Here is a 21,867-nt window from a genome sequence, read left to right as displayed (position 1 = left end):
TGCTGCCGCAGTTGACTTGCCCCGTCGCGCTTCATACCTATCATGTGAAACCGAAAGCAAGGTGACGCCCATGGGCGCGGATGCCAAAACTGCCATGAAAGTCGATATGACCGAGGCCGCGGCCAAGCGGATCGCCAGGATTGTTTCGGCCGAAGCCGGCAAGACGGCGCTGCGTGTCTCCGTCGAAGGTGGCGGCTGCTCCGGCTTTTCCTACAAATTCGATCTGGTCGACACACGCAATGACGACGACATCGCCATCGAGAAGGATGGTGCCACGGTGCTGATCGACGATTTGTCGCTGGTCTATATGGGTGGTTCGGTGATCGACTTCGTCGACGATCTTATGGGTCAATCGTTCCAGATCAGGAACCCGAATGCGGTCGCCTCCTGCGGCTGCGGCACCAGCTTCTCCATCTAGGACCGAGATGCCCGCAACTGGCGCGGTTCGTCAGGTTGCGCTCTCGGCCGGTCGCGACCTTGACGCGACGCTGGCCTTTTGGCGCGACGTCCTCGGTATGAGCATTCATGCCCGCTACGATCCGCCCGGCATCGCCTTCATCATGGCCGGCGATGTCAGGTTGTTGTTCACCGATGGCATCCCCGCCGGCACCCTCTATCTCGACATGTCAGGCCTTGAAGCCTTCCACGCCGAGGCCAAGGCAGCCGGCATTCCCTTCACCGCGCCACCGGCGCTCGTCCATCGCGACACCGAAGGCCAGTTCGGCCCGGCGGGGGAAAGCGAATGGATGGCCTTTATAAAGGACCCGGCAGGCAATACGATCGGTTTGGTCGAACGCCTTCCGTCGCAAGAACAATGAGACCGTCATGAAAATCGTCACCTGGAACATCAATGGCGTGCGCGCCCGCATCGGCAACCTGACCCATTGGCTGACCGAGAGCGCGCCCGACATTGTCTGCCTGCAGGAGATCAAGACTGTCGACGAGCAGTTCCCGCGCGCCGAGATCGAGGCGCTTGGCTATAATGTCGAAACCCATGGCCAGAAAGGCTTCAACGGCGTCGCCCTGCTGTCGAAGCTTCCTTTCGACGAGGTCATTAGGGGCCTGCCGGGCGATGACATCGACGAGCAGGCACGTTTCATCGAAGGTGTTTTTTCGACCGACAAGGGCGCGCTTCGTGTCGCCTCGCTCTATCTGCCCAACGGCAATCCGATCGATGACGAGAAGAAGTTCCCCTACAAGCTGTCGTGGATGGCGCGGCTGGAGCGGTGGGCGCAGGAGCGCCTGACGCTGGAAGAGGCGCTGGTGCTGGCCGGCGACTACAATGTGATCCCCGAGCCGATCGACGCACGGTTTCCGGAGAACTGGCTGGGCGACGCGCTGTTCCAGCCGCGGACGCGGCAGGCCTTCCGCCGGTTGCTGAACCTCGGCTTTACCGAAGCGGTGCGTGCGGTCACCGATGCGCCTGAAACCTACACGTTCTGGGATTATCAGGCCGGCGCCTGGCAGAAGAACAACGGCATCCGCATTGACCATCTGCTGTTGTCGCCGGAAGCCGCGAACCGGTTCTCATCGGCTTCGATCGAAAAGCATGTGCGCGCCTGGGAAAAACCGTCCGATCACGTCCCGGTAGCGATCAACCTCGCGCTGCAGCCGGCCGGATAACCAGAGAAACCCTCATATCGCCACATTCCGACGCATGATGGGAGATCATCATGGCGGCTGGGGTTCCCATGACCATTCGATCTGCTCTTTGTCCGATCGGCTTGGCATTCGCCACGGCCGCGATCGTGCCGGCATTCGCCGCGCAGGAATGTCTTGCCAATGGAAAATCCTATCCGGTCGGCCAGGTCGCTTGTCTGACGGTCGCCGATCAGAGTCATTTGGCTCGCTGCGACATGGTGCTCAACAACACGTCGTGGACAAAGGTCGGCGATAGCTGCCCCGCAAACACGATGGCGCCGCACCCGCTCGTCACGCCGATCTCCACACCCGCGCCAAGCATGGTGCCGACGGAGCCAAGCGAAAACTGATTTTCTGGTTCCTCGTAAGAACCTTACTGATCGGCGTTGCTGCCCTTGGTCAGGATATCGTCCGCCAGCGAGATCGCGGTGCGGCGGTCCGCTTCGCCGGCAGCGGCGAAGGCCTCTTCCTGCATGCCGCGGATCCAGGGCTGATCGGCCGGGGAAGCACGCTCGAGGGCCGCTGTCATCATCGCTAGGCCGCGCACGACCTTGCCGCTCTGGAACAAGAGATGGCCAAGCGTCGCCTGCGCGCCGGCATGGCCCTTCTCGGCGGCGAGTTGGAACCAGCGCCCGGCCTGCCTGACGCTGGCCTTCACGCCGCCCTCGCCCTTCAGGAACATCTGTCCCATCTCGAACTGGGCGTTCGGATTGCGGTAATTGGCGGCGGCGCGCATGTAGTATTCCTGCGCCGCCACCTCGTTCTCGCTGACCGGGCTGCCGGGAATGCCCTTGCGCAGATAGTCGCCCAGCGCCACCAGCGCGTCGGAGACGTAGCTTTCTTCAGGAGAGCCGGGCTCGACATCCTGGTCGACAATCTCCGAGAAGAACTTGAACGCCTCATAATCGTCGCGGGCCACGCCGTCGCCTTCGGCATACATGCGGGCAAGCTTCCAGGTGGCGCCGATCTGGCCGTTCTCGGCGGCGTATTTATAGGCCTCGGCTGCCTGTTCCTTGTGGCCGTTCTTGTAGGCGGAGAAGCCGAACTGGAACACCGCCCAGGGGCTCGACTGCGGCTTCACTCCGGTCTTGTCGTCGAACACCTTGTCGTCGAAAGCCATGGCCTGGCCCACGGCGCCAAAGATCGCAACCGCGACCAGTGCCGGAAGAACAGATGACCTCAGCAACTCTGGTGTTGACTTCAACAACTCAGATATCCGCATAGCAGTGTGTTTCTTTCGCACCGCCCGGATGGGTGACCGCGCCATCCCGGGCGGATCCCACCGTCTGTGCGTATTTCCATATCGCGCCCGACTGATAGTCGGTCGTACGCGCCTTCCATGTCTTCGCCCGAGCCGCCAGCTCGCTATCGGACAGCGCCACCTCTATCGTGCCGTTCACCGCGTCGATCGTAATCACGTCGCCATCCTTGACGAGACCGATCGGACCGCCAACGGCCGCTTCTGGCCCGACATGGCCGATGCAGAAGCCGCGTGTGGCGCCCGAGAAGCGACCGTCGGTGATCAATGCGACCTTGCCGCCCATGCCCTGGCCGTAGAGTGCCGCCGTCGTCGACAGCATCTCGCGCATGCCAGGGCCGCCACGCGGTCCCTCATAGCGGATGACCAGAACCTCGCCTTCCCGGTAGTTGCGATGCGTCACCGCTTCGAAACATTCCTCTTCCGAATCGAAGCAGCGCGCCGGACCGGAGAATTTCAACTCCGCCATGCCCGCGACCTTCACGATCGCGCCTTCGGGGGCTAGGTTTCCCCTCAAGCCCACGACACCACCGGTTTGGGTAATTGGTCTGTCGGCCGGGCGGACCACATCCTGGTGTTCATTCCAGACAACGTGCTCCATATTTTCGGCCAAAGTGCGGCCAGTGACCGTCAGGCAATCGCCATGCAGATAGCCATGGTCGAGCAGCGTCTTCATCAGCAGCGGAATGCCGCCGGCCTCGAACATGTCCTTGGCGACATATTTGCCGCCCGGCTTGAGGTCGGCGATATAAGGCGTCTTCTCGAAGATGCGCGCCACGTCGAACAGGTCGAACTTGATCCCCGCCTCATGCGCGATCGCCGGCAGGTGCAGTGCCGCATTGGTCGAGCCACCGGTGGCCGAGACCACGGTCGCCGCGTTTTCCAGCGCCTCCAACGTGACGATGTCGCGCGGGCGGATGTTTTTGGCGATCAGCTCCATGATTTTTTCGCCGGAAGCGAAATTGAAGCGGTCGCGCATTTCGTAGGGTGCCGGCGCTCCGCAGGAATAAGGCAGCGCGAGACCGATTGCCTCCGCGACGGTGGCCATGGTGTTGGCGGTGAACTGGGCACCGCAGGAGCCGGCCGAGGGACAGGCGGCCTGCTCGATTTCGAGCAGCTCGGCATCGCCGATGGTGCCGACCGAGTGCTGCCCGACAGCCTCGAACACATCCTGCACGGTGATCTGGCGGCCGCGATAGCTGCCGGGCAGGATCGAACCGCCATAGATGAAAATCGACGGCACGTTGAGCCGCACCATGGCCATCATCATGCCGGGGAGCGACTTGTCGCAGCCGGCGAGCCCGACCAACGCATCGTAGCAATGGCCGCGCATGGTGAGCTCGACCGAATCGGCGATGACCTCGCGCGACACCAGCGACGACTTCATACCCTGGTGGCCCATGGCGATGCCGTCGGTGACTGTGATGGTGCAGAATTCGCGCGGCGTACCGTTGGCGGCCGCGACGCCCTTCTTGACCACCTGCGCCTGGCGCATCAGCGAAATATTGCAGGGTGCCGCTTCGTTCCAGCAGGATGCGACGCCGACCAGCGGCTGCGCGATCTCTGCCGAAGAGAGGCCCATGGCATACAGATAGGACCGGTGCGGTGCACGCGCCGGACCGACAGTCACATGGCGGCTAGGGAGCTTAGCCTTTGAGATGACCTTGGCGTCCATTCTCTTCCTTGCCGCGGGCGGTGCGGCCTGTCCCATCGCCGAGCCCTTTGGCGCGTGTCCCGAGACGAGGTTCGAGGTGCGCCGGGTTTATGGCGGGAAATGGGCAATTTCCTCGGCCTGACTTCTAGCGCAGGGGTTGTTCAGAAAGTGTTGCCAAAACGTCACAATTGCGGGAGGGGGTCTACAGCGCGGCCATATGCAACGCGCTTGCATAAATGGATTACCGAAAAAGCGGAGCTAAACGTAGAAGGCCGGACAGAGCCCGACCTTTTACTATTATTTTCAAAGACTTAGAACTTGATCTTGAGGCCACCGGAAATCGCGGTGACCAGGTCGTTGCCGAAGTCATAGCTGACCTCTTTGCCGGCAACGTAGCCGTTCTCACCGGCCACTGTGCCCGAATGGCCGCTGGTCAGGACGCCAATCGCGCCAGCCAGACGAACCTCGATATTGGGCTTGGGTGTGTAGGCGACGCCACCGCCCAGCGTCCAGGTATCGGTTTGCGAACCATAGCCGTGCGAGGTGCCGCGATCCCAGGAAAGCTGACCGGCCGCGCTCCAGGCGTCGTTGAATTTATGGCCGATACCGCCGGTCACCGTCCAGCCGTCACGGTACATCAGATCCAGCGAGGTGATCTGGCCTGAATGCAGAGCATCTCCTGTAACGCATGCCGCAGCGGGAGTGCCTTGGACGCAAATCGGAACGCTCTGCAACAGGCTCCAGTTGACCCACTTGAGCGATCCAAAGGCGAGCCAACCTGGCGCTATGCCTGACTGCAACTTCAATTCTACCGTATCCGGCATGTACTCGGTCGCGCCGTAGATCGGGAGCACGACGCTGCCAACATGTGTCAAATCCAGTGTGCCCGTGATGTTGTCGAGCTTGACCCGCGAATTATAGACGAGGCTCGCGCGCAGCGCGATCTCAGGAATTTCATAGGCCAAGCCGGCGCGCCAGCCCCAGCCCGTGCCTTTGAGATCAACACGGCCGGTGCCCTGGAAACCAGGCACCAGCGGCGATACCAGATCTTGCTTGAAGCCATGGACTTCTTGATAGTAGACGCCTCCGATAAAGCGGATCTGGCCCTTGCCGGCGTCCATCTTGTAAGAGCAAGTACCAGCATAGTTGTTGCTCTTGATGTCGGTTTCCATATTGGACTCGGCACCGGCCCACAGGCCTGGATTGGTGTGTGCACCCCAGGGCTGCGAATAGTCGAACATACAGTCGACGCCCTGGACGACCTGCGCCTTAACGCCGATGCGAGGCACCCAATAGCTCTCGCTGTCATTCGCCGTGCTGCCCAAGAACGTCACGTTTCCATCACTTGGATCTGTATCCACCGCATTCTTGAGCTTGCGTTGCGGCATCACATAAGTCGCTTCCGCTTCTGTCGCGAACGGCGCCGGATCGAAAAGCAGATCGATGTCGTAGCCGCCGCGCTCAATGCCGCCGGCATGCGCCGGGTTCATCGCCGCACCCACCAAAGCCAGCGAAAAGCATCCTGCTCCCAGCAGTGCTTTCAGACGCGAATTGTTCATGGATGTCCTCCCCGAATAACTAGTGCATCAAGCTAGAACCAATTCGGGTTAACGGTGCAATAACGAATTCTTGGGGCGTACGTGTACATGCTTGCCAAACGCATTTCCGACAAAATGCTGAGGGCAACCGCGGGGCGGAAAAACGGCCCTAGGCGCACTTGTCCGACCCTGAAATGAAGAAGAGCCGCCTCAAAAGGCTCAAAAACAGCCATTTCCAGGGGGTCTCGGCCCCATTGTTACATTATGGCAACAATGGGGCTAAAACTTCCGTTTACGTCAACATTCACGCAACGGAATGCCTCCTTTCGAGGCAGAAGCACTGCCATTTTAGACGGGGCTAAAGTCCTCGAATCTATCCCTCAACCTGCGTCGCGAACCCTAGTCAGCGCCACCAAAAGCTTGTCCTGCGCGTCGCGATATTCGGCGAGCTTTTCCCGCTCGCCTTCGACGATCTCGGCCGGCGCGCTGGCGACGAACTTCTCGTTCGACAGCTTCTTGTGCAGGCGCGCGATTTCCTCGGTGACCTTGGCCAGTTCCTTCCGCAGCCGCGCGGCCTCCGCGGTGAGGTCGATCAGGCTGCCGAGCGGCAGGCAGATCGTCGCCTCGTTTAGCACGATGTGTGCCGACCCCTTGGGTGCCGCATCGGCGAGCGAGATGTCGCCGATGCGGGCCAGCCGTTTGATCGCGGACTCTTCGCGAACCAGCCGCTCGCGCGTCACGTCGTTGGCGCCGACCACCACCAGCGGACCAATGGCTGCCGGCGGCACGTTCATCTCCGAGCGCACCGAGCGGATGCCGGAGACGAGATCGACCAGCCAGTTGATGTCGCCAGCCGCTTCATGGTCCTCGAAATCCGGCGACGGCCATGCGGCATGGCACAGCAGCGAGCCCCGATCCCTGCCCTCGCCCGCCGTCTGCGCCCAGAGCTCCTCGGTCATGAACGGCATCATCGGATGCAGGAGCTTGTAGATCTCGTCGAGCACAAAGGCGACGCAGGCGCGGCTTTCGGCTTTGGCGGCCCCGTCCGAGCCCATGAACACCGGCTTCAAGAGTTCCAGATACCAGTCGCAGAACAGGTTCCAGACGAAGCGGTAGGCGGCTCCAGCCGCCTCGTTGAAGCGATATGAGGTGATGCCCTCGGTGATCTCGCGCGCGGCGCGCGTCAGTTCGGTCAGGATCCAGCGGTTGACCGCGAGCTTGGCGTCGTTCAGCCAAAAATCGTCGTTGCGGGCGACCTCGTTCATCTCGGCGAAGCGCGTCGCGTTCCACAGCTTGGTACCGAAATTGCGGTAGCCGGCGATACGCGCCGGATCGAGCTTCACGTCGCGCCCCTGTGCCGCCATCACCGTCAGCGTGAAGCGCAGCGCATCGGCGCCATATTCGTCGATCAGGTCGAGCGGATCGATGACGTTGCCTTTCGACTTCGACATCTTGGCCCCGTTCTTGTCGCGCACCAGCGCATGCACATAGACGGTGTGGAAAGGCTCCTTATCCATGAAGTGCAGGCCCATCATCATCATGCGGGCCACCCAGAAGAAGATGATGTCGAAGCCGGTCACCAACACGTCGGTCTGGTAATAGGTTTTCAGTTCCGGCGTCTGGTCCGGCCATCCCAAAGTCGAGAACGGCCACAGTGCCGACGAGAACCAGGTGTCGAGCACGTCCTCGTCACGGGTCAGGATTTCGCCCGGCTTGAAGTTTTCCAGCTTGTCCTCGACCCAGGCCTTCCAGGGGCCTTCGAGCGCCAGATAATATTCGATCGCCGCACTCAGCGCCTCTTCCTCGGTCTTCTCGACGAAGACACGCCCGTCCGGCCCGTACCAGGCAGGGATCTGGTGGCCCCACCAGAGCTGGCGCGAAATGCACCAGGGCTGGATGTTCTCCATCCAGTCGAAATAGGTTTTTTCCCAGTTCTTCGGCACGAAGTTGGTGCGCCCCTCGCGCACCGAGGCGATCGCCGGCTTGGCGAGTTCCGCCGCGTTGGCGTACCACTGCTCGGTCAGGAACGGTTCGATCGGCACGCCGCCGCGGTCGCCATGGGGCACCGCGTGGCGGTGCGGCTCGACCTTGTCGAGGAAGCCGCCGGCCTCCATCAGCTCGACGATCTTCTTACGCGCAACGAAACGGTCGAGGCCGTCGAGCTGGTCCCAGACGGCCTGGCGCTCCGGTGTCACCTCGACGCCGGCGAGGAAGTCCTCATTATCCCTGAGCTTGATGGCGGCCTCGACGGTCAGGATGTTGATCGCCGGCAGCTTGTGGCGCTTGCCGACCTCGAAGTCGTTGAAATCATGCGCCGGCGTGATCTTGACCGCTCCGGACCCCTTTTCCGGATCGGAATACTCGTCGGCCACGACAGGGATCTTGCGCCCGACGATCGGCAGGACGACGTTCTTGCCGACGAGATGTCGGAACCGGTCGTCCTCTGGATTCACCGCGACAGCAGTGTCGCCCAGCATTGTCTCGGGACGAGTCGTCGCCACGATGACGAAGCTTTTTGGATTCTCGGGATCGAACGTCCCGCCTTCGACCGGATAGCGGAAGTGCCAGAGATTGCCGTTGACCTCCTGCTGCTCGACCTCGAGATCGGAGATCGCGGTCAACAGCTTCGGGTCCCAGTTCACAAGGCGCTTGTCCTTGTAGATCAGCCCTTCCTTGTAGAGCGTGACGAAGACTTCGAGCACGGCCCTGGACAGGCCCTCGTCCATGGTGAAGCGTTCGCGCGACCAATCGGCGGAAGCGCCGAGACGTTTCAGTTGATTGAAGATCGCGCCGCCCGATTCGGCCTTCCACTCCCACACTTTCTCGATGAATTCCTCGCGCGTGAGATCGCGGCGATGGATCTGCTTTTCCATCAATTGCCGTTCGACCACCATCTGCGTGGCGATGCCTGCATGGTCCATGCCGGGCTGCCACAGGACATTCTTGCCGCGCATGCGCTCGAAGCGGACCAGAATGTCCTGCAGTGTGTTGTTGAGCGCATGGCCCATATGCAGCGAGCCGGTGACGTTGGGCGGCGGAATGACGATGGTAAAGGCCTCCGCCCCCTCCTCCGCCCCAGCGCCCGCGCGGAAGGCGTCCGCCTCTTCCCATACTTTGGCGATCTTCGGCTCTACGGTCTTTGCGTCGTAGGTCTTTTCAAGCATGGGAAAACGGTCCGCGCTGTCGGGATTTTTGCTGGTTCGGTGTAAACCGGAAGGTCTTGGCCAAGTCAACCGCAAGGGCCGCCTCGGTTCATGAGAAGCAAATAGGTGTGTCCACGGTCATTTCAACGTAAGGTCGTGGCGCGTGGCATTCGCACCTTGACCGCCAGGAGTCGCAGCCATACCGTGCGGGCGCTGCAGTAGGGCGCATCGGCTTCCAGCCGGAGGGGCATTGCCCGCCTACGCCACCTCAACCCCACAATGCGTCCATGCCGACCCTCGAACACCACAAGAAACAGGCCAAGCTCTATCTGAAATGGCATCGCGAACGGTATTATCCCGTCGCCGCTGTGATTGGATGGCTCTTGCCGCGTTTCCACCATCTCAGCGACAGCCAGATCCTCGATCACGGCTTCAAGCTTACCGACGCCCAGGAACTCGTCGCCAGGAAGTCAGGATTCGAGAGCTGGCAGGCGCTGAAGGAAGGCCTTCGAACCGTGACCGATCATGCAGCAACAGACGCCGCAAAACCGCATCTCGCCTTTGCCGAGCCACAGCTCTTTGTCTGCGACATCGTAGCGGCCTGTAATTTCTACCGGCAAAAGCTCGGCTTCGAGACGCGCTTCACCTATGGCGAGCCGCCCTTCTACGCCCAAATCATCCGCGATGGCGCACGGCTCAACCTGCGCCATGTCGACAAGCCTCCACTCGCAGCCAATTCGACCGATGACCTACTGGCGGCGACGATCGTTATCGACAACATCAAGGCTCTGTTTCTGGAGTATCAGGCGGCCACGGCCCCATTCCACCAGACATTGCGTACCGAACCCTGGGGCGCCCGCACCTTCATGATCAAAGACCCCGACGGCAACCTCATCTGCTTCGCGACCAGCGCGGGCTGACCTCATCGACAAAAACGCCGCCTCATGGGCGGCGTTTCGAGAGTGGTCATTGGAGGAGATTATTGCGCGCCGCGCGCAACGCGCTCGATCTCCTCGCGCACCAGGCGCTCGACCAGCGTCGGCAGATTGTTGTCCAGCCAATCCTGCAGCATCGGCCGCAGCATTTCTTCGGCCATCTCGTCGAATGTCTTCTTGCTGCGGCTGGCAAAGGCGTCGGACAGCTCGCCGAAGGCGGCCGCGACCTGGCGGCCGGTATGTTCGGATAGAATCGCGGGACGCACCGCGGGCGTTTCGTTCGCCCCCGAGCGCGCCTCAGCCGTACCCGTTGGAGCATCGCTTGAAGGAGCCCGGTCGACCGCAGCTTCCGCCACCACTGGTTTGCTTGCCGAAACCTCCGGCTGTGCCGCTGGCTTGCGGATGCTACGATCCGGCATCGCCTTGGCTTGCTCGCCAACCGCCGCGATCTCGCGCCGCCAATCGGCGACGATGGCTTCACTTGTCCCAATCTCCGGGGGAGCCGCTGGCGCGTCCGCGGCAGGCTCGGCAGCAACCCGGGCGCCGACCTCGGCCAATGTCATCGGCGTCCTGTCCGGAGCCGGATCGGCACGCGGCGGCGCGTCCATGCGCGCGATCGCCGGCTGCGCCTGGATTTTTTCGGCCGTAGCGACCGGATTCCTGACCTCGGGCACAGCATGCAATTCGGCGCGGAACGCATCGATGTCGGCGGCCGCGACAGCGCTCGGCGCCGGTTCCAGGTCCTGCTGCAATTCGTCGGCCTCGCCGGGCTGCTTGCGGCCATTGTCGCTGTCTTCGATGATCCTCCTGATGGAAGCCAGTATCTCTTCCATGGAAGGTTCGCGCTGCGCGCTGCTTGCCGTTGCCATCGTCACATCCGCCGCCCTTGTGACCCGTTGCAGATTTTCCGCTCCGGCAAAGCCGGATTCGAATCATGGAGACAGCGTAACCGACGGATCGCCGCACGAGAATCCCCAATCTGGGGACATGTGGGATTTCAACAGATTAGAGCAATTCCGCCAAAGCCGTGTGACGGTCCCCGTTAGCAACCGGCAAAAGGACAACGACGATTGTCGATCGAATCGCCCAGCCAGGAAACGCCGATCGAACGAACGGCCTAGCGGCCGTCCGGCGTGCGCAGGCCGAACCACTTGTCCTTGACGGCATTGTAGTGCTCTTCAGGCCTGTACTTCGTCACCTGCAGCGCAAGCCGGTCGACAGACAGGCGGCCGATCGCCTGAAGGATGGCATAGCTTGCCACGACCACATCGTGTTCGGAATTGGCCTGGTTGATCTTGGCGGTAATCACGGTGGCCTGCGCATTGAGCACGTCAAGCGTCGTGCGCTGGCCGACATTGCGTTCCTCGATGACGCCGTTCAGCGCCAATTGTGCGGCGTCGATAACCTGCCTGTTGGCGGATACGCTTTGCTGCGCGGCGGTGTATTGAGACCATGCCGTGGCGACGGCCTGGCGTACCTGGTCGCGGGTGACGTCGACCTGGATGCGCGCTTGCCCCAGCGATTCCTTGTTCTGCCGCACGACCGCCGACGTCCGGCCGCCGGAATAGATCGGGATGGTCAGCGTCGCGCCAATATTGGCCGAGGTCGAATTGCCGTTGGAACCCGTCACGTCGGGGATGGCGTTGCGGTAGTTTTCCGAAACGCCGGCCGAAGCAGACAACTGCGGCAACAGCGCGCCCTCTGACGATTTAACCGAGAAGGCCGCGGCGTCGACCAGATGCTGAGTGGCGAGGATGGCCGGGTGCTCGGCCGAGCCGACGGCGATCGCCGCATCGAGGCTCGACGGCAGCAACCGACCCAATGGCGAAGCGGGCTTGAGCTTGCCAGGCTCGTCGCCGACGACCTGGTGATAGGTTGCAGCGCTGGCCAGCGCCTGCGCGCGGGCGGCACTGAGCGATGCCACCGCCGAAGCGCGTGACGCATCGGCCTGCGCGACGTCGGTGCGGGTGCCTTCGCCGACCTCGAAACGCGAGCGCGCGGCGCGCGCCTGCTCGCTCAGGAACTGCAGGTTCTGCTCGGTCAACACCGCGATCTGCCGGTCGCGAATCACGTCCATATAGGCCATGGCCGCGTTGAACAGCGTGTTTTCCTCGGTGTTGCGCAGGCTTTCTACCGACGCCTTGACCTGGGATTCGGCGGCCGCGACATTGTTCCTCGTCTGAAAGCCGTCGAACAGCGATTGATTGATTTGAATGCCGTAGCTGCCGCTTGTCAGCTTCGAACTGCCGCCGCCATTTGCCTGGCGTGTGTTCGTATAATCGATGTTGGCTGAACCTGTAACCGTCGGGCGCCAGCCCGACTTGGCGATGGCCACACTCTCGTCGGTGACACGCACGCCAGCGCGCGATGCATTCAGCGTGGAATTGTACTGATAGGCTTTTGAAAGCGCGCCGGTGATGGTTTCAGCCGAAGCAGCCAGTGGGGATAGCGCGGTCGCCGAAACAAGGACGGCGGTGAAAAGTGACTTACGTACTGACGGCACGGTATATCCCTCATTCGTTTTCCATGGGAACCGCGCCGCGCCGGCTTCTCCTTCCAGAGCAGGCGGCGTGGCGTGTGTATGTTCCCTGTCGCTCAACCCAAAGTGCCCCCAGTCTGGGATCAACAACGATCGTTCGAATGCAAGCGACCATGACAAGGTCTTTGCTGCAAGGCAAATCATTCAGAATTCGAAAGCATGCTCACGTTCGAACCCGGGTAGTGGCTTAATTGCCGCATTAAACGCCCTTCTCCCGGTTACAACCCCCCCGGCTTTGACAAAAAGTCGCGCCACGCCCGAATTGCCCTGGCCCTCGACCGCCACCAGGCGGCCGCCTTCGGCGAGCTGGTCGAGCAGCGCCGACGGCACTTTGCTGACACTGCCGCCGATGAATATGACCTGGTAAGGCGCCTTCGCGGCATGGCCTTGCGCCAGGGCGCCCTGAACCACGGTCACATTGCCGCAGCCAAGTCCAGACAGGGTCGACGCGGCGGTTTGCGCCAGTGCCGAATCGCTTTCGAGCGCCACGACGTATCTCGCCAGGCGAGACAGGATGGCCGAGGCGTAACCGGTGCCGCACCCCACATCGAGTGCCGAATCGGTCGGGTTGATCTCGGCCAGTTGCATCAGCTTGGCCAGCGGCGAAGCTTCCATCAGGTAACGCGGGCCATCGGCGCTATCGGCGATGCGGATGTCCTCGTCGATATAGGCCAGATCGCGCTGGCGATCGCCGACGAAAACCTCGCGCGGCACGGAAAGCATCGCGTCGAGCAACGGCGCGCTGGTCACGTCGGTGGTGCGAACCTGACCATCGACCATCTTGAGGCGAAGTTCGGAAAAATCAGCGCTCATGCTCCAACCAATCTGCTTGCCGCGTCAGAATCGCGGTTCATTTCGACCGGAACTTCAGGCTCCGGCGCCGACGCGCTGGAGCCCGGGTATTGGAGGCCTCGCCCGGAATCGAACCGGGGTGCAAGGATTTGCAGTCCTCTGCGTAACCACTCCGCCACGAGGCCTCATTGCTCCCGGCGTTCCACCCGGTTCCAATAGGTTGCGGCGAAAATGCCGTCAAGCGGCCACGCGCATTCCGAAACGGTTTCCTTGCGCCGCCTCCGCCCCCTCGGATCGCCGTCAGAGCCGCCCATTCACATTGGCAAACCGTTAAGCATGGCGGATGATCGCGCGAAACTCCGCGCACCGGCTTGCGTTGACAAACGGGAGGAATGCGCCATGGCCCTGGCCAAACCGAAGGACGAAACGCACGAAACCGAGAGCGTGCCGCTGCTGGGGTGCGAAGAATTGGTGCGCTACGCCATCGAGTGCCTGAGAATAGAAGGCACAGGCAGGCTTTCCCCCCGCGACCGGGCGCGCCTCGCCTCGGCTTCAGCCGTCCTGAAGGAGATCAGCGAAGACTTGGAGGCAGGCCAGCAACAGGACTCGGAAGAATCCAGCGACACCGAGGGACAGCGCGACGATTGATTCTGGTCGGAGGCCACCGCCGTGCGACATGCATCGGTATCAGCCGCTCAGTTCGGCCGGCGTCGCCGCTCCCACCAGACGACCAGGCGGCGCCGGTGGCGGCGCACCATGGCAAATTCGTAGGAGAGCACAAGCAGTCCGAGCGGCACCATCCAGAAGCCGAGGATCGGCAAGAACCCGAGAATGCCGCCAAGGGTCAATAGCACGCCGATCGTGATCCTGAGGCCGCGCGACTGCGGCATGGTGAATTCGCGCCCGAACACCGAGATCTTTCGTGCGGGTATCGGGTTTTCGTCCGCTGCCGTCATCGCGAAGAACTGCCTGTGTCAGGGCTCGACAATCTCATTTTACGAAAGCCGCGACCGCCCTTTCGGTTCCGCGCCCCGTTGCCAAGACGGCTAATATGAGGGTGGGCAAGACCGATTGCGAGAAACGCCTGAGCGAAAAAGTCTCGGAAAAATGCGAAATGCTTCTTTGCAAAGCCGAAACAGGTTTGCTATAGGCTGCGCCACTTGCTCAAAGAGCCTCCGTTCCCCGGTAGCTCAGTGGTAGAGCAACCGGCTGTTAACCGGTTGGTCGCTGGTTCGAATCCGGCCCGGGGAGCCAAAATCTTTTTATCGACTTAACGCCTTTCCTTATCCTGGAAATGCGATGCCCTGCCGCTAGGGCTACATATTGGGCTACATCGGCGGAATCTATAACCTTCGTGTTCTTTCCTTTTCCGTTCGATAAGCCTTTCCTTTTCCGTGCGATAAGATAGCGCTGGCCGCACTTATTGAGGCGCTGACAGCATTCGTCATGTCCGTCTACTTCTGGAGGCGGCAATTCAGAACGATCGTAACGGCGATGGTGAAGACCCATCATGGCGGCGACACCGGAATCACCTACAATCTCGTGTTGCTCAACTCGGGCACAATCCCAGCCAAGAATATCAAGCTGACGGGCGCCGATCACGTGGCATTAGAAGCTGCTCTCGGGACAGGCGCCGATGATGGGACTAGAAAACTCTGGTTAGCCTGTTTTGATCCGGGCACACAAATTCTGATTCTACACAACGGCGAAAAAGCTTCTTGTTGGTTTGGCACGACGACCAGAAACAAAGCTACTGGAGGCCGAAGGCGCAATTTCCAATCCGTATCGACAAGGCTGGTTCGGAGCGGAGTACCATCAACTTCAGACCCTACAGATTGCCGACTCCGACAACTTCACCGGAGGAATGTGGGCGCCAGTCAAATAGAAGCCCGGGCAGGCCAGTCCGCTCAGCCGTTCCGCCGCGCATCCACCCCCAAATAAGTCCTCCGTTCCATATTGCCATATTAGCAAAAGCGCATATATCTTGCCATGCGGCGCCTAGATTGGAGTTCCAGATGGGCGGGCATAAGGGCTGGCATGATGCTATTCACGACCATCAGGTCGAATGTTTCGCTTCGGAGAACGGTTTGACAGCGGACGTGGTCTGGGAGTTGATCCTAAAACACGGTAACAACCGCAAGGCGGTGATCAAAGCCGCGCAGGGCTTAAAAGGTGATGTCAGGCTACACGGCCGACCAACACCCCGCTCCCCTGTGGAGCCGACGTCGACCCTGACGATGAGCGTGGGCCGACGAAAACAATAGCCGGCTTGCCGAAAGCAGGGCGCGGCGGCTGCTGCTGATGCTAGGCCAATGACAGATGAGCCCGCCACCGTAGCGGGGTTTGCCATGGCTGTGATTCGACCAGTATGAGACTTTGGCAGCGACACCCCTAGGCAGTGCCGCTGCCGTTGTCTCGGTTAGGCGGCCACCCCACCGCGGCCTGATGTGGTGCCGCTCATCCAGGGCAGCGGAGCAAGCGGCTCCTGCAGCATCTTGACGGATCTCGCGAACCCAGCGACGGCATCGCGCGCGACCGGCAGTGGTATCTGGTCATCGTAAGCACGCTGGCAAGCCCGGAAGGCCGTTTCGAAAATCGGGCCTCGACGCTCCCGCGGCCACTCGTCCAGGAAATCGAATGCATCCTCAAGGCTTCCTATTTCTTGGATGAACTGGCCATCCTTCACCAGCACCGGCCGATCGAATGTCCTGTCGCTCATATAGTCCTCCATTCAGTTGAGCGAGTTAGTTTGTTTCAGCTTTTCACGCGACGGCATGCTCAGCCACCGCGAACATGCCGCCATCCCCACATCTGGGTGGGACTCCGGCATATGCCGGAACCGGTGGCGGATCGTCGTCATCGTCATCTCGCCAGGGGTACCGCAGCCAGTAGCGCCTCGTTTTGTTGCGACGCCGGTCCGAGGATTGATTGCGATCAAACGGTGCCCTGGCGGGCGGCTTGCGCGCAATCTCGTCCAAGGTGTGGAGCGCACGAAGAATCTCGCTGACCTGCGCAGTCGCACCGTTGTCCAATTGACGTAGGGTTGGTTTGTCAGGAACCGCATGGGCGTCCGAGGCCCAGAAGGCGAGCAGAGCCCTCTTCTCGCCAATCGCCATGTTCTCGTTCAGGACGTCCTCGGGCGTACGCAGCGCAGCGAATTCCGCTGCGTAATCCGTCGGTTTGGATTCATGAAAACTGTAAGCTTGGGATCTCATCTCCGTTCTCCGCGATCTGTGCCTCCCGGCCGAGCCGGGAGGCGGACCACAGACTGAGGTTTCCTGTATCAGGCCACCTTGCGTTGCGGCCCGGCATCCACATCTATGGACCGCTTGTTGCCGCCATCCTGAAGCGGAACCGCTGCGGCGTTGGAACCGATCTCGATGCGCCGGGGCTTGAGTTCCTCGGGCACTTCGCGGACCAGGTCCACCGACAGCAGGCCATTATGGATATTGGCCGCCTTGACCTTGACGTGGTCTGCAAGTTTGAACACCTGCTTGAAGTTACCCATCGCCAAGCCCCGGTGGAGGATTTCCCGATGTTGCTGATCGGGCTTTCTCTGTCCGATGACGGACAATTCAGGGCCGTTCTGCACAAGTTCCACTTCGTCGAGACCGAAGCCGGCGACGGCCATCGTGATACGATAATCGTTGTCGCCATTCTTCTCGATGTTGTAGGGCGGCCAGTCGGAGCGCACGCTGCTTTCGAGCATGTCGAAGAGCCGGTCGAAGCCGACCGTGGTGCGGTAAAGAGGCGAATAATCAAAGCTTCTCATAGCCATATCCTCCGTGAAGCAACATGGTTTACGGGTCGCCGCAGCGTCGCCGCGACGCGGTATGTCGAGCCGAAGCCTCGACGGAAAACGATCTGGGAATCACGATTTTTTTGTTCAAGAGGTCGCCCGAAATTTTTTTGAAGCGGCACCACGGCCATCCATGACCGGGCATGCATCAGACCTTGCGGCGACAGCCTTCCGGTTAGAAGCGGGTGAGGAATATGGCCCGGGTGGATCAACTGCCGGTGCAAATGCACGCCATTTCGGCCTCTGGTCACGAGCGACCTTGCACGCTGCCGCCGCCGCGCGATAGATGCGTCGGTCAAGGGAGGACATCGTGCGAAAAATCCTGGCATCAGCATTGCTGCTCACGGCAGCATCGTTCGCGACCGGCGCTCATGCGCTGGACAGCAGCGGAACCCCGGTCGTCGTGACGCCACTCGCATCACGCACCACCACTGCATCGGGGCAGCCGATCACGCTGCCACGGAAGAACGTGCAGGTGTTGGTCTCGGCCTATGACATCGCGCCCGGCGCGACCTTGCCGGTCCATCGCCATCCGTTCGCGCGCTACGCCTATGTCGAGGCTGGAACGCTGAAGGTTACCAATGTCGAAACCGGCAACAGCAACACCTACAAGACTGGTGATTTCATCATTGAGATGATCGGGCAGTGGCACCAGGCCACCAACATTGGCGACGGGCCGGTCAAGCTCCTGGTGATCGATCAGGTCGAGGAAGGCGCCAAGAATACCGAATTGCGACAGTAGCCACCAAGTTGCATGGGTGTTTGCAGCGGGCGGGAAGGCAATGCGCCGCCCGCCCCTCGCCTCGTGGACCAGCCCCATTTGAACCAGGCGCTCAGCCCCAGGCGCCAACCGGCTGCCGGGTCGTCGCGTTCAGTCTATTGAAGGCGTTGATCACGGCGATCTGGATGACCAGTGCGGCAAGCGCCTTCTCGTCATAGCGCCGGGCCGCCTCCTCCCAGACATCGTCCGGCACCGCGTCCGGCCGGTCGGCGAGCCTTGTGCCGGCTTCTGCCAACGCCAATGCCGCGCGTTCGGCGTCGGTGAAATAAGGCGTTTCCCTCCAGGCCGCGAGGGCAAAGATGCGCTCGTCCTTCTCGCCGGCTTTCTTGAGTTCGCGCGCGTGCATGTCGACGCAGACGCTGCAGCTGTTGATCTGACTGGCGCGCAGATGCACGAGCTTGCGTGTCGCATAGGGCAGGTCCGCTGCCTCGGTCGACTTGTCCAGCGCCAGAAACGCCTGCAGGGCGCCTGGGATGAGCATCACCGGGTTCTTGATTCTCGCTTGCATGTGTCTTCTCCTTTTGAACTGTTCTCCGGGCGTGTTTTCCCGGCCCGGACGCCCTCGCATCCAGGGATTCGACTTGATGAAACTGTTAGCTGCCTGCCGCGTGTCAGGTCTGTTTTGAGGTAACCTGTTCGAGCCGTTCGAGAATGCGCGGCCAGCCACTTCCCATGCCGATATAGCCACGCTCGTCGGCGGGCCGGAATCCCGACTGCTCCATTCGCACCCGGGTCGCCATCCCCTCGGGTGTCAGTGACCACGTCACCACGGTTTTCAACCCACTGTCCGATTCCGTTCCATCGCCCCAGCTATAAGCCAGCAGCCGCGGCGCCTCGACTTTCAGCACCACGCAGTTCGTCACCCCGGACCATCCGGGAACTGGCGTCGCACGGAATGTGAAGCGATGCCCCTCTAGGGCAGCGAAGTCATTCTGCATGAACCATTCGCCGACGAGTGCCGGCACGGTCAGTGCTCGCCATATCTTTTCGGCCGAATATGGAATCAGCCTCTCGACGACGATCGATTTGGTTTCCGTCATGCCTTGATCCTCTCGTTGCTGTCGTGGTGCCATGCGCAAAATCATAACCCGCCAGCTATGTATCATCCATAACCCTGCAGTTATGCGACTGTCAAGAATGGAATCTGCCGTCTGGTCCAGTGGCGGCGTAGCGTTCACGCTTCCGCGCCCGGCGCCCGGGTGCTAGGGCTTGCGTAACACCATGGATTGGATCGCCCCTTGACCCCAAAAATTCGCCCGCCGCTTATCGAAATCTGTGTCGAGGGCATTGATGGCCTGCTCGCCGCGCAGGCTGCCGGAGCCGACCGGGTCGAACTCTGCGCCAGCCTTGTCGAAGGCGGCACTACGCCGAGCCTCGGCACCGTGCGCGCCGCTCTCGACCGGGCGACCGTGCCGTTTCATGTCATGGTACGGCCGCGCGGCGGAGATTTTCTCTACAGCGAGACCGAATACCGCTCCATGCTCGCCGACGTCGCCGCGCTCCGCGAACTGGGCGTGCCCGGCGTGGTGTTCGGCTGCCTGAACCCCGACGGCGCGATCGACGAGCAGCGCATGCGCGAATTGACCGAGGCCGCAGGCCCCTTGAACGTCACCTGCCACCGCGCCTTCGATATGGCGCGCGATCCGGCCGAAGCCCTGGAAGCGCTGATCCGCTGCAGGGTCGGCCGCGTCCTGACCAGCGGCCAGCGCGACACGGCGATCGAAGGCCTGGCATTGCTGCAAGAGCTGGTCCGGCTGGCCGGCGAGCGCATCATCATCCTCGGTTGCGGCGGGCTCGATCTCGGCAATATCGCCGAGGTGCGCGCAAGGACCGGCCTGGCCGAAATGCACTTCGCCGCCCTCAAGGACGTGTCGAGCGCCATGCGCTACCGCAATCCGAAGGTCGGCATGGGCGGCTCCGATCTCGACCGCGAGTATCGCAACACGCTGACCGATACAGCGCTGGTGGCGGCGACAATAGCGGCGGCCAAGGAATGACCTCGCCCATAAACCGCATTGCGCAGGCCGACGAAGCGGCCATACTGGCGCTCAACAACGAGCACGCCGCCGAATTGTCCTGGCTTGAAGCCGAACGGCTGTCGTTCCTGCTCGGCGAGGCCTTTTACGCGCGCCGCATCGGCGATCTCGAAGCCTTCATCATGACCTTCGACCAGGATGCGAATTACGACAGCCCGAACTTCGTCTGGTTCCGCGAGCGCTACATCAGCTTCATCTATGTCGACCGCGTCGTCGTGGCGGCGCACGCAAGAGGCCGCGGCCATGCTCGCCGGCTTTATCGGGACCTGTTCGACCACGCGCGGAGCGCCGGCCACGCGCTGGTCACCTGCGAGGTCAACACCGACCCGCCCAACCCCGCCTCGGACGCTTTCCACGCCGCACTCGGCTTCGCCGAAGTCGGCGACGCGGTGATCCACGGCGGTAAGAAAGCGGTGCGCTATTACGTCAGGCAGATAGCCACCTGATCGGGTGGCAACCGCCGACTCGCCTGGACGTTGCGCCAACCCGGAAAACAGCTAAGCGCTATCTGGAGAAAAGGACCTCGCGGTCGTGCGGCTATCGTCTGGCCACTACCAAAACAATCGGGCGGCTCACCAATTGCGGTTGAGCCATTCGCGTGCCGGGCGCTCGATGAGGTAGTAGCTGCAGAGCGCGCAGGCAAAAACCCCGGCCAGCATCGGCCATGGATTGCTGCCCTGCTCGTAGACGAATTTGTAGAAGGGCTGCTGCCACAGATAGAGCGAATATGACCATAGACCCAGCGTCGTCATCGGCAGGGACGACAGCCATCCGGACAAGAACCGCGTGCTGAAATCCAGCGCGTTGACGGCAATCGCCAGCAATGGCACCGCGAGCAGGTAGTGGATCGGTGTCGGTACCGAGTCCATGAACAGGCAAACCGCGCCGACGGCCGCCGCAACGGCGACATAAGGCCCCTTCAGCAAGGTCGGCAGCTTGCCGTCCGCTTTGAGCAGGCAGATCGCGGCCGACAGCAGGATCGAGGCGATGTGCACGTCGGTGCGCCAGTACGTGGTTTCATAATCCATGTGCAGGACCCAATAGGAAACCGCGCCATTGATCATGGCCAGCAGAGCCAGGACCAGCAGCAGCGGGATGACACGGCTGCGGCTGGCAACGACTGCGCTGATCGCCGCCAGGATGATGTAGGCATGCTCTTCGATGCAGAGCGACCAGATGTGGTCGAGCGCGCCGGCCCGATTCAAGAGAATTCCGGCATAGTTGTAGGTGAAGGTCAGCGCCGTCAGGGCCGCCTTCCATTTGAAGGCGATGAACGTGCCTGAGAGCGCGATCATGGCGACGACGACAAAGACCAGAAGCGCCGGATAGATGCGCGAGAACCGGCGTTTGAAAAATTTCTTCAGCGGATAGCGTTCGATAAATAGGATTTCGGCCATCAGCCGGCCGCTGAGCACGAAGAAGAATTCGACGCCCAGCACGCCCAGATTGATCCCGGGAACGGGAAAGAAATGCCCGATTAGCACCAGCGCGATCGACATACCGCGCCAGCCATCGAGATAGGCCAGTCTTGTCCTGGCCGTTCGCTCGACGATCGCTCGGGGCGGAACCAGATGGGTCGCGGAAATTTCGGACATGCCGATCCCTTCGCATTGTAATGCGAGCCGATCCCTTCGCATTGTAATGCGAGCCGATCCCTTCGCATTGTAATGCGANCCTTCGCATTGTAATGCGAGCCGATCCCTTCGCATTGTAATGCGAGCCGATCCCTTCGCATTGTAATGCGAGCCGAT

Annotated in this window: 24 protein-coding genes and 2 tRNA genes; 11 read left to right on the top strand and 15 right to left on the bottom strand. The window is 61.4% G+C overall.

Annotated elements, in window-relative coordinates; genetic code table 11:
• Window positions 1–70: 70 nt before the first annotated feature.
• The 4 genes from erpA to X742_RS167040 are packed head-to-tail and all read left to right on the top strand — an operon-like array spanning window position 71 to window position 1,991.
• Window positions 71–418 (top strand): iron-sulfur cluster insertion protein ErpA, encoded by a 348-nt coding sequence (erpA, locus tag X742_RS167025; protein WP_031240935.1) that lies wholly within the window; start codon window positions 71–73, stop codon window positions 416–418.
• 7 nt (window positions 419–425) lie between these two features.
• Window positions 426–818 (top strand): VOC family protein, encoded by a 393-nt coding sequence (locus X742_RS167030; protein ID WP_023769955.1) that lies wholly within the window; start codon window positions 426–428, stop codon window positions 816–818.
• A gap of 7 nt (window positions 819–825) precedes the next feature.
• The gene (xth, locus tag X742_RS167035; RefSeq protein ID WP_023769954.1) at window positions 826–1,623 is read left to right on the top strand and encodes an exodeoxyribonuclease III; all 798 of its coding nucleotides are present in this window, start codon (window positions 826–828) and stop codon (window positions 1,621–1,623) included.
• Between the two features lie 50 nt (window positions 1,624–1,673).
• A complete protein-coding gene (locus tag X742_RS167040; RefSeq protein ID WP_023769953.1) occupies window positions 1,674–1,991 on the top strand; it encodes a hypothetical protein in 318 nt (105 codons plus the stop codon).
• A gap of 23 nt (window positions 1,992–2,014) precedes the next feature.
• On the opposite strand, the gene X742_RS167045 is transcribed toward X742_RS167040, so the two are convergent.
• The 4 genes from X742_RS167045 to X742_RS167060 form a co-directional block, all read right to left on the bottom strand.
• Window positions 2,015–2,863 (bottom strand): tetratricopeptide repeat protein, encoded by an 849-nt coding sequence (locus X742_RS167045; protein ID WP_031240932.1) that lies wholly within the window; start codon window positions 2,861–2,863, stop codon window positions 2,015–2,017.
• Window positions 2,850–4,574 carry a dihydroxy-acid dehydratase gene (gene ilvD / locus X742_RS167050; RefSeq protein ID WP_023769951.1) on the bottom strand — a complete coding sequence of 575 codons (1,725 nt, stop codon included), beginning with the start codon at window positions 4,572–4,574 and terminating at the stop codon, window positions 2,850–2,852. Before ilvD ends, X742_RS167045 begins: the two co-directional genes overlap by 14 nt.
• 290 nt (window positions 4,575–4,864) lie before the next feature.
• Window positions 4,865–6,112, bottom strand: coding sequence for an OmpP1/FadL family transporter (locus tag X742_RS167055; protein ID WP_023769950.1), 1,248 nt, complete (start codon window positions 6,110–6,112; stop codon window positions 4,865–4,867).
• A 359-nt stretch (window positions 6,113–6,471) separates the two neighbouring features.
• On the bottom strand, window positions 6,472–9,255 hold the full coding sequence (locus X742_RS167060) for a valine--tRNA ligase (protein ID WP_023769949.1): 2,784 nt from the start codon (window positions 9,253–9,255) through the stop codon (window positions 6,472–6,474).
• 266 nt (window positions 9,256–9,521) lie between these two features.
• On the opposite strand from X742_RS167060, the gene X742_RS167065 reads away from it, so the two are divergent.
• Entirely contained in the window at window positions 9,522–10,154 is a 633-nt protein-coding gene (locus X742_RS167065; protein ID WP_023769948.1) for a VOC family protein, read from the top strand.
• 59 nt (window positions 10,155–10,213) lie between these two features.
• Here the strand turns inward: X742_RS167065 and X742_RS167070 are convergent, their stop codons facing one another.
• The 4 genes from X742_RS167070 to X742_RS167085 form a co-directional block, all read right to left on the bottom strand.
• Window positions 10,214–11,038, bottom strand: coding sequence for a PopZ family protein (locus tag X742_RS167070; RefSeq protein ID WP_023769947.1), 825 nt, complete (start codon window positions 11,036–11,038; stop codon window positions 10,214–10,216).
• A 248-nt stretch (window positions 11,039–11,286) separates the two neighbouring features.
• On the bottom strand, window positions 11,287–12,672 hold the full coding sequence (locus tag X742_RS167075; RefSeq protein WP_023769946.1) for a TolC family outer membrane protein: 1,386 nt from the start codon (window positions 12,670–12,672) through the stop codon (window positions 11,287–11,289).
• A gap of 180 nt (window positions 12,673–12,852) precedes the next feature.
• Window positions 12,853–13,521 (bottom strand): protein-L-isoaspartate O-methyltransferase, encoded by a 669-nt coding sequence (locus X742_RS167080; RefSeq protein ID WP_023769945.1) that lies wholly within the window; start codon window positions 13,519–13,521, stop codon window positions 12,853–12,855.
• Window positions 13,522–13,611: 90 nt separating this feature from the next.
• Window positions 13,612–13,685, bottom strand: a tRNA-Cys gene (locus tag X742_RS167085).
• A gap of 214 nt (window positions 13,686–13,899) precedes the next feature.
• On the opposite strand from X742_RS167085, the gene X742_RS167090 reads away from it, so the two are divergent.
• Window positions 13,900–14,148 carry a hypothetical protein gene (locus X742_RS167090; protein WP_156939332.1) on the top strand — a complete coding sequence of 83 codons (249 nt, stop codon included), beginning with the start codon at window positions 13,900–13,902 and terminating at the stop codon, window positions 14,146–14,148.
• A 47-nt stretch (window positions 14,149–14,195) separates the two neighbouring features.
• On the opposite strand, the gene X742_RS167095 is transcribed toward X742_RS167090, so the two are convergent.
• Window positions 14,196–14,456: a hypothetical protein gene (locus tag X742_RS167095; RefSeq protein WP_023769943.1), complete on the bottom strand. Its 261-nt coding sequence runs from the start codon at window positions 14,454–14,456 to the stop codon at window positions 14,196–14,198.
• 223 nt (window positions 14,457–14,679) lie between these two features.
• Here X742_RS167095 and X742_RS167100 point away from each other — a divergent pair.
• Both X742_RS167100 and X742_RS167105 read left to right on the top strand, forming a co-directional pair.
• Window positions 14,680–14,754 (top strand) — tRNA-Asn (locus X742_RS167100).
• A gap of 761 nt (window positions 14,755–15,515) precedes the next feature.
• Window positions 15,516–15,764, top strand: coding sequence for a hypothetical protein (locus tag X742_RS167105; protein WP_023769942.1), 249 nt, complete (start codon window positions 15,516–15,518; stop codon window positions 15,762–15,764).
• A 155-nt stretch (window positions 15,765–15,919) separates the two neighbouring features.
• Here the strand turns inward: X742_RS167105 and X742_RS167110 are convergent, their stop codons facing one another.
• The 3 genes from X742_RS167110 to X742_RS167120 all read right to left on the bottom strand — a co-directional run bounded on the left by X742_RS167110 (window position 15,920) and on the right by X742_RS167120 (window position 17,272).
• Window positions 15,920–16,219: a DUF982 domain-containing protein gene (locus X742_RS167110; protein WP_023769941.1), complete on the bottom strand. Its 300-nt coding sequence runs from the start codon at window positions 16,217–16,219 to the stop codon at window positions 15,920–15,922.
• A 43-nt stretch (window positions 16,220–16,262) separates the two neighbouring features.
• Window positions 16,263–16,715: a hypothetical protein gene (locus X742_RS167115; protein ID WP_023769940.1), complete on the bottom strand. Its 453-nt coding sequence runs from the start codon at window positions 16,713–16,715 to the stop codon at window positions 16,263–16,265.
• A 68-nt stretch (window positions 16,716–16,783) separates the two neighbouring features.
• Entirely contained in the window at window positions 16,784–17,272 is a 489-nt protein-coding gene (locus X742_RS167120) for an Hsp20 family protein (protein WP_023769939.1), read from the bottom strand.
• 337 nt (window positions 17,273–17,609) lie between these two features.
• Here X742_RS167120 and X742_RS167125 point away from each other — a divergent pair, with 337 nt between their 5' ends.
• The gene (locus X742_RS167125; protein ID WP_023769938.1) at window positions 17,610–18,041 is read left to right on the top strand and encodes a cupin domain-containing protein; all 432 of its coding nucleotides are present in this window, start codon (window positions 17,610–17,612) and stop codon (window positions 18,039–18,041) included.
• 91 nt (window positions 18,042–18,132) lie between these two features.
• Here X742_RS167125 and X742_RS167130 read toward each other — a convergent pair whose 3' ends face one another.
• Entirely contained in the window at window positions 18,133–18,588 is a 456-nt protein-coding gene (locus tag X742_RS167130; RefSeq protein ID WP_023769937.1) for a carboxymuconolactone decarboxylase family protein, read from the bottom strand.
• Between the two features lie 103 nt (window positions 18,589–18,691).
• A complete protein-coding gene (locus X742_RS167135; RefSeq protein ID WP_023769936.1) occupies window positions 18,692–19,120 on the bottom strand; it encodes an SRPBCC domain-containing protein in 429 nt (142 codons plus the stop codon).
• 198 nt (window positions 19,121–19,318) lie between these two features.
• Between X742_RS167135 and X742_RS167140 the strand changes: the two genes are divergently transcribed.
• Together X742_RS167140 and X742_RS167145 are read left to right on the top strand one after the other, a co-directional pair.
• On the top strand, window positions 19,319–20,077 hold the full coding sequence (locus X742_RS167140) for a copper homeostasis protein CutC (RefSeq protein WP_023769935.1): 759 nt from the start codon (window positions 19,319–19,321) through the stop codon (window positions 20,075–20,077).
• Window positions 20,074–20,562 carry a GNAT family N-acetyltransferase gene (locus X742_RS167145; RefSeq protein ID WP_023769934.1) on the top strand — a complete coding sequence of 163 codons (489 nt, stop codon included), beginning with the start codon at window positions 20,074–20,076 and terminating at the stop codon, window positions 20,560–20,562. The genes X742_RS167140 and X742_RS167145 overlap by 4 nt, the downstream gene beginning before the upstream one ends.
• A 126-nt stretch (window positions 20,563–20,688) precedes the next feature.
• Here the strand turns inward: X742_RS167145 and X742_RS167150 are convergent, their stop codons facing one another.
• Window positions 20,689–21,711 carry an acyltransferase gene (locus tag X742_RS167150; protein WP_023769933.1) on the bottom strand — a complete coding sequence of 341 codons (1,023 nt, stop codon included), beginning with the start codon at window positions 21,709–21,711 and terminating at the stop codon, window positions 20,689–20,691.
• Between the last annotated feature and the right edge of the window lie 156 nt (window positions 21,712–21,867).

This window comes from Mesorhizobium sp. LNHC229A00 (assembly GCF_000502415.1).
Classification (GTDB): domain Bacteria; phylum Pseudomonadota; class Alphaproteobacteria; order Rhizobiales; family Rhizobiaceae; genus Mesorhizobium.
Note: the sequence above shows the minus strand (reverse complement) of the source record. Positions and strands in the feature narration are given on the sequence as shown.